At 70.0% G+C, this 12701-nt stretch carries 11 protein-coding genes and 1 pseudogene; 9 read left to right on the top strand and 3 right to left on the bottom strand.

Annotation, left to right across the window (positions count from 1 at the left end; all coding sequences use genetic code 11):
- Positions 1-13: 13 nt before the first annotated feature.
- Positions 14-463, bottom strand: a complete 450-nt coding sequence (locus tag AB0I51_RS07920) for a metallopeptidase family protein (RefSeq protein ID WP_317887900.1) — start codon at positions 461-463, stop codon at positions 14-16.
- A 279-nt stretch (positions 464-742) separates the two neighbouring features.
- On the opposite strand from AB0I51_RS07920, the gene AB0I51_RS07915 reads away from it, so the two are divergent.
- The 6 genes from AB0I51_RS07915 to AB0I51_RS07890 all read left to right on the top strand — a co-directional run bounded on the left by AB0I51_RS07915 (position 743) and on the right by AB0I51_RS07890 (position 6687).
- Positions 743-1180: a DUF3499 domain-containing protein gene (locus tag AB0I51_RS07915; protein WP_362973116.1), complete on the top strand. Its 438-nt coding sequence runs from the start codon at positions 743-745 to the stop codon at positions 1178-1180.
- Between the two features lie 185 nt (positions 1181-1365).
- Positions 1366-2730, top strand: coding sequence for a phosphomannomutase/phosphoglucomutase (locus AB0I51_RS07910; RefSeq protein ID WP_362972550.1), 1365 nt, complete (start codon positions 1366-1368; stop codon positions 2728-2730).
- 198 nt (positions 2731-2928) lie between these two features.
- The gene (locus AB0I51_RS07905; RefSeq protein ID WP_019072213.1) at positions 2929-3099 is read left to right on the top strand and encodes a Trm112 family protein; all 171 of its coding nucleotides are present in this window, start codon (positions 2929-2931) and stop codon (positions 3097-3099) included.
- Positions 3100-3130: 31 nt separating this feature from the next.
- Positions 3131-4258, top strand: coding sequence for an SIS domain-containing protein (locus tag AB0I51_RS07900; protein WP_362972548.1), 1128 nt, complete (start codon positions 3131-3133; stop codon positions 4256-4258).
- Positions 4259-4367: 109 nt separating this feature from the next.
- Positions 4368-5519, top strand: coding sequence for a mannose-6-phosphate isomerase, class I (manA, locus tag AB0I51_RS07895; protein ID WP_362972546.1), 1152 nt, complete (start codon positions 4368-4370; stop codon positions 5517-5519).
- A 184-nt stretch (positions 5520-5703) separates the two neighbouring features.
- Positions 5704-6687 (top strand): cation diffusion facilitator family transporter, encoded by a 984-nt coding sequence (locus AB0I51_RS07890; RefSeq protein WP_362972544.1) that lies wholly within the window; start codon positions 5704-5706, stop codon positions 6685-6687.
- Positions 6688-6821: 134 nt separating this feature from the next.
- On the opposite strand, the pseudogene AB0I51_RS07885 reads toward AB0I51_RS07890, so the two are convergent.
- Positions 6822-7309 (bottom strand): annotated as a pseudogene (locus AB0I51_RS07885) (fructose PTS transporter subunit IIB); the annotation flags it as partial.
- A gap of 467 nt (positions 7310-7776) precedes the next feature.
- On the opposite strand from AB0I51_RS07885, the gene ahcY reads away from it, so the two are divergent.
- Positions 7777-9234: an adenosylhomocysteinase gene (gene ahcY / locus AB0I51_RS07880; protein ID WP_362972542.1), complete on the top strand. Its 1458-nt coding sequence runs from the start codon at positions 7777-7779 to the stop codon at positions 9232-9234.
- Positions 9235-9395: 161 nt separating this feature from the next.
- A complete protein-coding gene (locus AB0I51_RS07875; RefSeq protein WP_362972540.1) occupies positions 9396-10010 on the top strand; it encodes a hypothetical protein in 615 nt (204 codons plus the stop codon).
- A gap of 54 nt (positions 10011-10064) precedes the next feature.
- On the opposite strand, the gene AB0I51_RS07870 is transcribed toward AB0I51_RS07875, so the two are convergent.
- Positions 10065-11138: an RDD family protein gene (locus tag AB0I51_RS07870; protein ID WP_362972538.1), complete on the bottom strand. Its 1074-nt coding sequence runs from the start codon at positions 11136-11138 to the stop codon at positions 10065-10067.
- Between the two features lie 128 nt (positions 11139-11266).
- On the opposite strand from AB0I51_RS07870, the gene AB0I51_RS07865 reads away from it, so the two are divergent.
- Entirely contained in the window at positions 11267-12274 is a 1008-nt protein-coding gene (locus AB0I51_RS07865) for a stage II sporulation protein M (protein WP_362973114.1), read from the top strand.
- The last annotated feature ends 427 nt before the right edge of the window (positions 12275-12701 follow it).

Raw genomic sequence — 12701 nt, 5'->3', positions numbered from 1 at the left:
CGCGGGGAGGGTGTCAGTCCTCCCCGTAGCGCGGGTCGACGGTCTCCGGGGTGAGGCCCAGCAGTTCGGCGACCTGCTCCACGACGATCTCGTGGACCAGGGCCGCGCGTTCGTCGCGTCCCTTCGTGCGGATCTCGACCGGCCGCCGGTAGATCACCACGCGCGCGGGCTGCCCCTCACGGGCGGCGATCGTGCCCCCCATGGGCACCGACTCGTCGTTCCAGCCCTCGCCCGCACCACCCAGTCGAGGGACTTCCAGGACGAGGAAATCGATGTCGGCCAGCTGCGGCCAGCGTCGCTCCAGGCGCTCCACGGAGTCCTGCACCAGATCCGCGAACGCCTCGGCCCGGCTCGCGGCCAGCGGAACCTGCGGCGGTGCGATCGGGCCGCGCATGCCCCGGCCGTGGCGATCGCGGCGGCGGGGCCCGGGGCCGGCGGCGGGGGGCGGTACGGGGGTGTCCATCACTGGTGAAGCGTAGTCCCCGTCAGGTCCCGCCGCCGGACTCCACTCGCCGTCCGGTCCCCTGGGCGCCATGTCGCCGGATGACCATTCCAGCCAAGGTTGGGCTCGATTCCGTATGTCTCCAAGACCGTCACTCTCAAGGCAATTGACGGTGTTTGTGCCGAGTGGTGACCGGGCCCGACCCCGTTCGAGATCCCGAGAAGGGGTGTTCGCGCAGGTCAGTGACGTGTTGTCGGAGAGGTGTGTGGGGCGTTTCGCAACCCGACACGGTGGAGTGACCTGAGGGAGAGTCGTCGCGGCCCGCTCAAGAGTGCGGTACCGTCCAACGTCGTGAGCCCTGTACGTCGCTGTTCGCGCACCGCTTGCGGCCGGCCTGCCGTCGCGACGCTGACGTACGTCTACGCCGACTCGACCGCGGTCCTCGGCCCGCTCGCCACCTACGCCGAACCCCACTGCTACGACCTGTGCGCCGAGCACTCCGAGCGCCTCACCGCGCCCCGCGGCTGGGAGGTCGTCCGCCTCCTCGACAGCTCCGCTCCGGCCCGTCCGAGCGGCGACGACCTGGAAGCGCTTGCCAACGCGGTCCGCGAGGCGGCCCGCCCGCAGGAGCGGGCGGCCGGGGCCGGCGGCGGAAGCGGGGGCGGGGCTCGTACGGCGGATCCGATGGAGGTCGCACGCCGGGGGCATCTGCGGGTGCTGCGGTCGCCGGAGAACTGACGGCGGCTGTCCGGTAGTTCGGTCGACCATCCCGTGGTGACTCCAGCCCGCCGGAGGGGCTTCCCGCGCGCATGGCTGCCCTGAACGCAGGTAAGAGTCTGTGGACGGCTCAGTTACCACACGTCGCGCTGCCGGTCCCTGCGGGTAGTTTGGGGCGACCGATAGGACTTTCTGGAGGGTTGGCCGTGTCTGCTGATTTGTCGCAGCTCGTGAAGGCGTACGACGTACGGGGCGTCGTCCCGGACCAGTGGGACGAGTCCCTGGCCGAGTTGTTCGGGGCGGCCTTCGTCCAGGTGACCGGCGCCACCGCGATCGTGACCGGACACGACATGCGGCCCTCGTCCCCCGGACTCTCCGCCGCCTTCGCGCGCGGGGCGGCGGCGCGCGGCGTCGACGTGACCGAGATCGGCCTGTGCTCCACGGACCAGCTGTACTACGCCTCGGGCGCGTTCGGCCTCCCGGGTGCCATGTTCACGGCCTCGCACAACCCGGCGAAGTACAACGGCATCAAGATGTGCCGGGCGGGCGCGGCCCCCGTCGGCCAGGACACCGGCCTCGCCGAGATCCGCCGACTCGTCGAATCCTGGCTGGACTCGCGCGCCCCCGAGGCCTCCGGTTCGACGGGAACGATCACGAAGCGGGACACGTTGGAGGACTACGCGGCGCACCTCCGCGGCCTCGTCGACCTGACCTCCATCCGCCCCCTGAAGGTCGTCGTCGACGCGGGCAACGGCATGGGCGGCCACACGGTCCCGACCGTGTTCGCCGGTCTGCCGCTCACTCTGGTCCCGATGTACTTCGAGCTGGACGGCACCTTCCCGAACCACGAGGCCAACCCGCTCGACCCGGCCAACATCGTCGACCTCCAGGCACGCGTCCGCGAGGAGGGCGCCGACCTCGGCATCGCCTTCGACGGCGACGCCGACCGCTGCTTCGTGGTCGACGAGAACGGCGACCCGGTCCCGCCGTCCGCGATCACCGCCCTGGTCGCCGCCCGCGAGCTGGCGAGGAACGGCGGCACGGGCGTGATCATCCACAACCTGATCACCTCCTGGTCGGTCCCCGAGGTCGTCAAGGAGAACGGCGGCACACCGGTACGCACGCGCGTGGGCCACTCCTTCATCAAGGCCGAGATGGCGAAGTCCGGCGCGATCTTCGGCGGCGAGCACTCGGCGCACTACTACTTCAAGGACTTCTGGAACGCCGACACGGGCATGCTGGCCGCCCTCCACGTCCTCGCCGCGCTGGGCGGCCAGGACAGCCCGCTCTCCGCCCTCGTGGCCCAGTACGACCGTTACGTGGGCTCCGGCGAGATCAACTCCACGGTCGACGACCAGGGGGCCCGCCTCGCGGCGATCCGCGCCGCCTACGAGGGCCAGGACGACCTGACCCTCGACGAACTCGACGGCCTCACCGTCACCTCCGCCGACTGGTGGTTCAACGTCCGCCCCTCCAACACGGAACCGCTGCTGCGGCTCAACACGGAGGCGCGGGACGAGGCGACGATGGGGAAGGTGCGGGACGAGGTGCTGGGGATCATCAGAGGCTGACGGTTTCCTTTCGTTGCCGGTCGGGGGGTTCCGGCCCGTCCGGCATCGAGGACGAGGCCGCTGAGGCCGAAGCGGGGTCCGGGGCGCAGCCCCCAGGTCCCGTCGGCCCCAACCCCGGCACGCACTCCCCACCGGCGGTAACCTGACCAGGCACATCCGCACGCACCGTCGTAGCCCCAGCCCTCGGAGGGACACCACATGCCGCTCGAAGCCGGCCTCCTGGAGATCCTGGCCTGCCCGGCCTGCCACGCCCCTCTCAAGGAGCAGGACACCGAGCTGATCTGCACCGGTGAGGACTGCGGCCTGGCCTACCCCGTACGGGACGGCATCCCCGTCCTCCTCGTCGACGAGGCCCGCCACCCCGCGTAACCGACGACGACGCGATCGGAGGCCTCCGCCCATGCTCGACGAATCGCTGCTCGACTCCCCGGACGCACTGGTCGAGGCCGACCGCCGAGCCCTGCTCCGCGGTGCCGCCGAAGCCGGTGCGAGGGTGCGCACAGCCGCCCGGCACGCCGCCGAGGCCGGCGTCCACGACCTGAAACCGGACGGCCGCCCCCGCGCCATCCTGATCGCGGGCCCCGGTGCCGCCGCCACCTGCGTCGCCGACCTGCTCGGCAAGCTCGCCGGCGCCAGCAGCCCCGTGACCCGCCTGGCACCCACCGGGGTCGCCCCCGCCGCCGGCGCCCTGCGTTGGGAACTCCCGGGCTGGGCGGGCTCCGTGGATCTGCTGCTGATCACCACCCCGGACGGCAGCGAACCCGGCCTCTCCCTGCTCGCCGAACAGGCCTACCGCCGCGGCTGCACGGTCGTCGCCGTGGCCCCGTCCCGCAGCCCCCTCACGGAGGCCGTGGACGGCGCCCACGGCCTCTTCGTACCGATGGCGACCGCACCGTACGAGCACGACGAGCCCCTGGCCGCCTCCGCCCCCGGAGTCCTCTGGGCGCTGCTCACCCCGCTGCTCGCGCTCCTGGACCGCACAGGCCTGCTCAGTGCGCCGCCGGAGGCCCTGGAGAAGGTCGCCGACCGTCTCGACCAGGTCGCCGAGCGCTGCGGGCCCGCCGTCGTGACGTACAGCAATCCCGCCAAGACCCTGGCCGCCGAACTCGCCGACTCGCTCCCGGTGATCTGGACGGAGGGTGCGTCGGCCGGTCCGGCGGGCCGTCGATTCGCCGCCGCGCTCGCCGAGTTGGCGGGCCGCCCCGCGCTCGTCGCCGAACTGCCCGAGGCGCTCGCCGAGCACAACGCCCTGCTGGCCGGCCCGCTTGCCGCGAGCGCCGACCCCGACGACTTCTTCCGCGACCGCGTCGAGGAGACGCCCGCGCTGCACGCACGCGTGGTGCTGCTCCGGGACCGTCCGATCGGCGGCCTCACTGCCGCTCCGACCGCCCGTGAGCTGGCCCTCAGCCACGACACGCCGATCAGCGAGCTGGAGCCCGAGGACGGCGGCGAGTTGGAGACCCTCGCGGAGCTGATCGCCATGACGGATTTCGCCGCCGTTTACCTGGCGCTCGCCGCCGGCGCCTGATCCTGTCGTCGAAACCCTGAGCCGCCGTACACCGTCGTACGCGGCGCGAAGCCACGTCGTACCCAGGTCGTCCTCGGGTCGTACGCAGAGAGAACCGGTAGAGAGCCACATGGACCGCCTCGACAACACCGTCCGCCCCTACGCCTGGGGTTCCACCACCGCCATCCCCAAACTGCTCGGCGTCGAGCCGAGCGGCGAGCCGCAGGCGGAGATGTGGATGGGAGCGCACCCGGGGGCACCCTCGCGCACCGCGCGCGGGACGCTCGTCGAGGTTGTCGAGGCGGCTCCGGAGCGGGAGTTGGGCGAGAAGGCGGTCGCGAAGTTCGGCCCCCGGCTGCCCTTCCTGCTGAAGATCCTCGCCGCCGGCGCCCCGCTCTCCCTCCAGGTGCACCCCAACCTGGAGCAGGCGAAGGAGGGTTACGCCGACGAGGAGCGCCGGGGCATCCCCGTGGACGCCCCGCAGCGCAACTACAAGGACGCCAACCACAAGCCCGAACTGATCTGCGCGCTCACGGAGTTCGACGGCCTGTGCGGCTTCCGCGACCCGTTGCAGGCCGCCGAGCTGCTCGCCGGCCTGGGCGTCGACTCCTTGAAGCCGTACGTCGACCTCCTGCACGCGCACCCCGAGGAAGCCGCCCTGCGCGAGGTCCTCACGGCGATCCTCACCGCCGACCCGGAGGAGACGCGCCACACGGTCACCGCGGCGGCGACCGTCTGCACCCGCCTCGGCGGCGACTACGCGCCCTACGCCGACATCGCCCACCACTACCCGGGCGACCCCGGCGTCATCGCCGCGATGCTCCTCAACCACGTCCGACTCCAGCCCGGCGAGGCCCTGTTCCTCGGCGCCGGCATCCCGCACGCGTACCTCAACGGGCTCGGCGTCGAAATCATGGCCAACTCCGACAACGTCCTGCGCTGCGGCCTGACCCCCAAGCACGTCGACGTCCCCGAACTCCTGCGCGTCGTCCGCTTCGAGGCGAGCGACCCCGGAGTGCTGCGCCCCGAGGCGTCCCCGGACGGCGAGGAGGTCTACGAGACCCCCATCGACGAGTTCCGGCTGTCCCGGTACGTCCTCCCGGCGGGCACAGGCGTCCACGACCTCACCCTCGACACCCCGCAGATCGTGCTCTGCACGGCCGGTGCGGTGACGGCGGGCGAGTTCGAACTCGCCCCCGGCCAGTCGGTCTTCGTCCCGGCCGGGGACAAGGCCGAGGTGTCCGGCGTCGGCACGGTCTTCCGGGCCACTGTGATCGTATGACCGGGCCTGTGGACACCTGACGAGCCGCCGCCGGACAGGGCTGCAAGAATGGCCCACCGGCAAAGGACGGGCAAAGACGGCCGGACGGCCCATCCGGGCAGATGTCCGGGGCAGACGGCGGACGTGGATGTCCGACCTGGACGTCCGGTACAGACGTACGAAGGCGAAGGGACACCGCGAACACATGAGCGCGTCAGGCGGCACCAGGGCGATCGTGGCGGCACTCGGCGCCAACCTCGCGATCGCGGCATCGAAGTTCGTGGCGTTCGCCTTCAGCGGCTCGTCCTCGATGCTCGCCGAGGGCGTCCACTCCCTCGCCGACTCCGGCAACCAGGCCCTCCTGCTGATCGGCGGCAAGAAGGCCCAGCGCGAGGCCACCCCGCAGCACCCCTTCGGCTACGGCCGCGAGCGGTACATCTACGCCTTCCTCGTCTCGATCGTCCTCTTCTCGGTCGGCGGCATGTTCGCCGTCTACGAGGGCTACGAGAAGATCAAGCACCCGCACCAGATCGAGCACTGGTACTGGCCGGTGGGCGTCCTCGTCTTCGCGATCATCGCCGAGGGCTTCTCCTTCCGCACGGCCATCAAGGAGTCGAACGAACTGCGGGGCACGCACTCCTGGTCGCAGTTCATCCGCCGCGCCAAGGCCCCCGAGCTGCCGGTCGTCCTCCTGGAGGACTTCGGCGCGCTCATCGGCCTGGTCCTCGCCCTCGGCGGCGTCGGCCTGGCCCTGCTCACCGACGACGGCATCTGGGACGGCATCGGCACCCTCTGCATCGGCATCCTGCTCATCCTGATCGCCCTGGTCCTGGCCGCCGAGACCAAGTCGCTGCTGCTGGGTGAGTCCGCCGGCATCGAGGACGTCCAGAAGATCGAGGCAGCCGTCGTCGACGGCCACACCGTCACCGGCATCATCCACATGCGCACGCTCCACCTCGGCCCCGAGGAACTCCTCGTCGCAGCCAAGATCGCCGTCCAGCACGACGACACGGCCGCCGAGGTCGCCACCGCGATCAACGCCGCCGAGTCCCGCATCCGCGAAGCCGTCCCGATCGCCCGCGTCATCTACCTCGAACCGGACATCTACAGCGAGTCCGAAGCCACCAAGGGCCCCGACCGCGAAGCCACCCCCGGAGGCCCGGCCCAGCACCCGGCGGCCGGGCACTGACTTCCCCGGCTCCTACGACAACAGGGCCCGCCGGGACACTCGACGGGCCCCGCGCTACCCCGGCTGGACGGGCACGGCGTCACCGGGGCCGCCCTCCGCCGCCGTACGACGAACGCGGCGAGGGCGATGTAGCCGGAGATCGCGATCAGCAGCCCTCTGACGACGATGAACGGGATCATGTAACTGACCCCGTTCATCAGCGACTTGTACCCGAGAATCCGTTCCCTGCCACTGGGCACGGCTGCCGCTCCGGCCGCGGTGTGCACGGGCGCGGACCGTACCTGCTCGATCATCCGCTCGGGATGACGAACGCCCTCGGCGACCCCGACCACGAGGACCCGCTTGCCGGTGAGGCGGCTCAGGTCCACATCCTTGTCCGCGGCGACGATCACGCCGTCAGCAGTCTGACATCGTTGTCTTCGAGCATGTTTTCAGCCCCGACGGATCCCTGCGTCTCCACCTTCATGTCGATGCCAGGGCTAGCGGCGGCCTGGGCAAGTTTCTCCGTCGCCATGTACGTGTGTGCGATGCCGGTCGGGCACGCGGTCACCGCGAGCAGCTTCAACCGCCGCCCCTCGGCACCGCCGCTGCCCGTAGGGGGAGGGCCGGCCGGACTGGTCACGTCGTTCTCCCAACACCTTCGTCGCACGGAACGCCGTCCCGGACGCCCCGCAAGATCGATCAGAGGCTCCTGTTCTGCCCGCATCCCGCAACATCCGCCGCCCGACTCAAAGACGCGAACATCCCTGATCGCCCGCGTCCGCCCCTCTCCCGCCAACGTTCGTAGGCACCCCGTCGGCGCGCTCCCCGAAGCCGATCCGATGCCGGGCGCCCGCTCGGTTCGGCTGGAACTGTCCGGAGCGGACTGGGGACCGCCGGTCCTACCGGTGTAACTTGGGACGGAGCCAGACGTCGCTGCTGATGGCGGTCGGGCGGTCCCACCGCGGACCGGCCGAGGGAGAGAGGGCCTCCGACGGACTGCGCTGCGCGCACGCGGGCATGCCTGTGTCCTCCTTGGGGCACCCCTGTGTCCGCCGCCGCGCAGACCAGCCGTACCCACCTCGCCCCAACCCCGAGGAGTACCTCGCAATGACGACTGTCGACAACCGACAGGACTTCAAGGTCGCCGATCTCTCCCTGGCCGAGTTCGGCCGCAAGGAGATCACCCTTGCCGAGCACGAGATGCCCGGCCTGATGTCGATCCGCCGGGAGTTCGCCGCCAGCCAGCCGCTGGCCGGCGCCCGCATCATGGGCTCCCTGCACATGACCGTGCAGACCGCCGTCCTCATCGAGACCCTGGTCGCCCTGGGCGCCGAGGTCCGCTGGGTGTCCTGCAACATCTTCTCCACCCAGGACCACGCGGCCGCCGCCGTCGCCGTCGGCCCGAACGGCACGCCCGAGAACCCCCAGGGCATCCCGGTCTTCGCCTGGAAGGGTGAGACCCTGGAGGAGTACTGGTGGTGCACGGAGCAGGCGCTGACCTGGCCGAACACCCCCACCGGCGGCCCGAACATGATCCTGGACGACGGCGGCGACGCCACCATGCTCGTCCACAAGGGCGTCGAGTACGAGAAGGCCGGCAAGGTCCCCTCCCTCGACACCGCCGAGTCCGACGAGCACCGCGTCGTCCTCCAGGTCCTGCAGCGCACGATCAGTGACGGCTCGCAGAAGTGGACCCAGCTCGCCTCGGAGATCCGCGGCGTGACCGAGGAGACCACGACCGGTGTCCACCGTCTCTACGAGATGCACCGCGACGGCACCCTCCTGTTCCCGGCGATCAACGTGAACGACGCCGTCACCAAGTCGAAGTTCGACAACAAGTACGGCTGCCGCCACTCCCTGATCGACGGCATCAACCGCGCCACCGACGTCCTCATCGGCGGCAAGACCGCGGTCGTCTGCGGCTACGGCGACGTGGGCAAGGGCTGCGCGGAGTCCCTGCGCGGACAAGGCGCCCGCGTGATCATCACCGAGATCGACCCGATCTGCGCGCTGCAGGCGGCGATGGACGGCTACCAGGTCACGACGCTGGACGAGGTCATCGACAAGGCCGACATCTTCGTCACCACGACCGGCAACAAGGACATCATCATGGCCGCGGACATGGCCAAGATGAAGCACCAGGCGATCGTCGGCAACATCGGCCACTTCGACAACGAGATCGACATGGCCGGCCTCGCGCAGATCCCGGGCATCGTCAAGGACGAGGTCAAGCCGCAGGTCCACACCTGGACGTTCCCCGACGGCAAGGTCCTCATCGTGCTGTCCGAGGGCCGCCTGCTGAACCTGGGCAACGCCACCGGCCACCCCTCGTTCGTGATGTCCAACTCCTTCGCGGACCAGACCCTGGCCCAGATCGAGCTGTTCACCAAGCCCGAGGAGTACCCGACCGACGTCTACGTGCTGCCCAAGCACCTCGACGAGAAGGTCGCCCGCCTCCACCTGGACGCGCTCGGCGTGAAGCTGACCACGCTCCGCCCCGAGCAGGCCGCGTACATCGGCGTAGAGGTCGAGGGCCCGTACAAGTCGGACCACTACCGCTACTGAGTCGACGACCCCGTCCGCCGTGACCGCGTCCGTGCACTGACGCGGTCACGGCGGCAGGACTCACCAGCAGATCCTCCGAGGCAGGCCCCCGCACCCCCGTGCCGGGGGCCTGCCCCTTTGGTTCCTTTGGCCGGACCGGCCCGTCAAGACCCAGGACCCCGATGCCCCGCGGCCGTTATTCGCTCCACGATCCGCACGATCACACCCCCTTCGCGGACGAGCACTTCCAGTGCGCCCCCGGCCCGTCCGGCTGGCGCTACGTCTCCCAGCTCACCGCCCCCTCCGGCGATCACCACGGCTCCGTCGACCTCACCCTCGACGAACTCGGCCGCCCCATCCGTCTGGAACTCCACGCGGCGAGCTGGCAGGTGCGCGGCGCAGCCCTCGACGGCGTCACCTGGGTCCGCACCGACCCCACCGGCACCGATGCCGCCGAAGGCAACGTGCGCGCCCACGCCTTCACCGGCACTTCCCCCGCGTTCCTCATCGCCACCACCCGTCTCCTGCGCCTCACCCCTTCCTCCTCCGCGACCCGCGTCCGCCTGGTCACCTTCACGGACCCGGTCCTCGCCCCGCGCACCGTGGACCAGTCCTGGGCTCTGCTGAAAAGAGAAACACACGGCACTGACAACGGCCCTCTGACCGTGGACGAATACCAGGTCACAGCCCTGGACACGGGCGAGCAGCATGCCGTGCACATCGCCGGTGACGTCGTGCTCGCGGCCCCCGGCATCGAGTTGGAGGAACTGGAGTCGCCGCCGTCCGTCTTCGGCTGAGCGACGCCGATTCCTGTCGGACGAGGGGGGATTCCGGTCTGGCCCGTGAGGGGCTCAGGCGGGCGGCGCGAATCCGGTGGAGGATCGAGGCTCGGCGGGCGATGCCTTCTGCGGAGCCGGAGCCGGAGCCGGGGGCTGCGGGCCGGGCGTCGGTGGGACCGGATCGGTTCCCATGCCGCCCGCGGTGGGCGAAGGGGGAGCGGCTGGGGCCGACCAGAAGGCGGGAGCAGACGCGGAAGCAGAGTCCGTAGGCGCAGGGGGAGCTGGAGGCTGCTGGAGCGCCGAGTTGCCGAAGGCTCCCGGCACACCGGTCCCAGGCCTGAACCCGCCGGCCGTTACGCCCCCGAACGACTGGGACGGCGAATGGGCCCCCGCTCCGCGGTCCCCGAAGGCCCGCCGCATGTCCCGCTCCTGCCGCTCCTGCACCACCGCCGCCAGATACGCGGCCGGCGGAACACCCTGCGGCGCCGGCGCTCCCGTACGGGCCACGAGATCCGTGGCCAGCCGCTCGGCCATGGCCCAACCCACCTGCGGATCCAACTGCTGCATCCGCGTCAGGTACTGCCGGATGGCCAGCCACAACCCATCCGGAACGGCGGACAGATCAAGCTCGGCGAAACGTCCCGTCAGCCAGAGCGGCGGAGGCGGTACGAAGGACGTCTGCCCGGCGGGCACCCTTTCCCGTACGACCAAAGTGCCCGCGAACACATCCCCGAGTCGCCGACCGCGCGCCGAAACGAGCGAGGCGATACAGGCGACGGTCCCGAACGTCATCAGGATCTCGACCACACCGATCGCACCCCGCACCAGCGCGTGCCGGAACCGGATCGGCCCGCCGTCGTCCCGCACCACGCGCAGCCCGAACGCCAGCTTCCCGAGCGAACGCCCATGGCTCAGCGTCTCCACCGCTATGGGCGCGCCCACCAGGACCAGCACGAAGGACGCGATCGACAGCGCGATCTGCGCCGCGTCGTCCAAAGAGGCCGTGGAGAACATCAGAGCCACGCTCACACCGATGTAAGCGGCCATGGCCACGATCAGATCGAGCAACACCGCCAGCGCCCTGCTGGGCAGCCTCGCGGGGCGCAACTCCAGCGCCACCGCCTCGCCCGTCACCAGCTCACTCACGCCCGCCGCCCTTCCCCTGCCCTGCCCCTGGAAGAGCCAGTCTGCCAAGCTGAGGGCACATCGTGCCCCAGTACGACAAGCTGATCCCCAACGAGCAGTCGACGAGCAGCCGAGGAGCAGGCAACCAGATGGACCTCGACGTCTTCGTCTCGGCCCACCGAGCCGAGTGGGACCGCCTCGACGCGCTGCTCCGCCGCCAGCGTCGCCTCAACGGCGCCGAGGCCGACGAACTCGTCGCCCTCTACCAGCGGACGGCCACCCATCTCTCCCTGATCCAGTCCAGCGCCCCGGACCCCCAGCTCACCGGTCGGCTCAGTCAACTCGTGGCACGCGCGCGTAGTGCGGTGACAGGAACCCGTCGCGCCTCCTGGCGTGATGTCACGCACTTCCTGGGGCACAGTTTTCCGGCCGCGGTGTACAGGGCACGCCATTGGTGGGTACCCACCGCGCTGTTGTCCACGGCAGTCGGGATACTCCTGGGCTGGTGGATAGGCACCCATCCCGATGTGCAGGCATCCATCGCGGCCCCGAGCCAACTGCGTCAACTCACCCGTCCCGGTGGCGAGTACGAGACCTACTACTCCAGCCACCCGGCAGCCGCCTTCTCGGCGCAGGTCTGGACGAACAACGCCCAAGCCGCCGCGACGTGCCTTGTCCTGGGAGTCTTCCTGGGCCTACCGGTCCTCTGGATCCTCTTCGAGAACATGCTCAACCTGGGCGTCGGCATCGGCCTGATGTCATCGGCAGGCCGGCTCGACACGTTCCTCGGCCTGATCCTCCCGCACGGCCTGCTCGAACTGACGGCAGTCTTCGTAGCGGCGGGTACGGGCATGCGCCTCGGCTGGACCCTCATCGACCCAGGCCCACGGTCGCGCCGCACAGCCCTCGCGGAAGAGGGCCGAGCCGCCGTGGGCATGGCCATAGGCCTGGCCCTGGTCCTGTTCGTCTCCGGCGCCATCGAAGGCTTCGTCACCCCGTCGGGACTTCCCACTTGGGCCCGCATTGGGATCGGCATCATCGCCGAAGGCACCTTCCTGTCGTACGTCTTCGTCCTGGGCGGTCGTGCCGTACGCGCCGGTGAGACAGGCGACGTTGAGGCATCCGAACGCAGCTCAACCGTCCCTACGGCTGCCTGATGTGCGGGCACTCCCGCTGAGCTGCTAGTCTCCTCTTCGCCCCAAAGGAGCCGTTGACACGGACCGGTCGGGGAGGTAGATTCGAACAGTTGCCTAGAACTGGATCTGGTCCGGTCGGCAGCAGTGAGTGTCTGTCTGCTTCTGGGAAATTTGATTCCAAAGAAGCCCCACTCCCGCATGAATCGGAAAAGAGCGGCCGGTCAGTCCGGCCCGAAACTTCTGATAAAGTCGGAGTCGCCGGAAAGGGAAACGCGGAAGCGGGAACCTGGAAAGCACCGAGGAAATCGGTACCGGAAACGGTCTGATAGAGTCGGAAACGCAAGACCGAAGGGAAGCCCGGAGGAAAGCCCGAGAGGGTGAGTACAAAGGAAGCGTCCGTTCCTTGAGAACTCAACAGCGTGCCAAAAATCAACGCCAGATATGTTGA

The organism is Streptomyces sp. NPDC050549, from assembly GCF_040655035.1.
Taxonomy (GTDB): Bacteria; Actinomycetota; Actinomycetes; order Streptomycetales; family Streptomycetaceae; genus Streptomyces.
The sequence above is the reverse complement of the archived record's forward strand: the minus strand, read 5'-3'. Positions and strand labels throughout refer to the sequence as shown.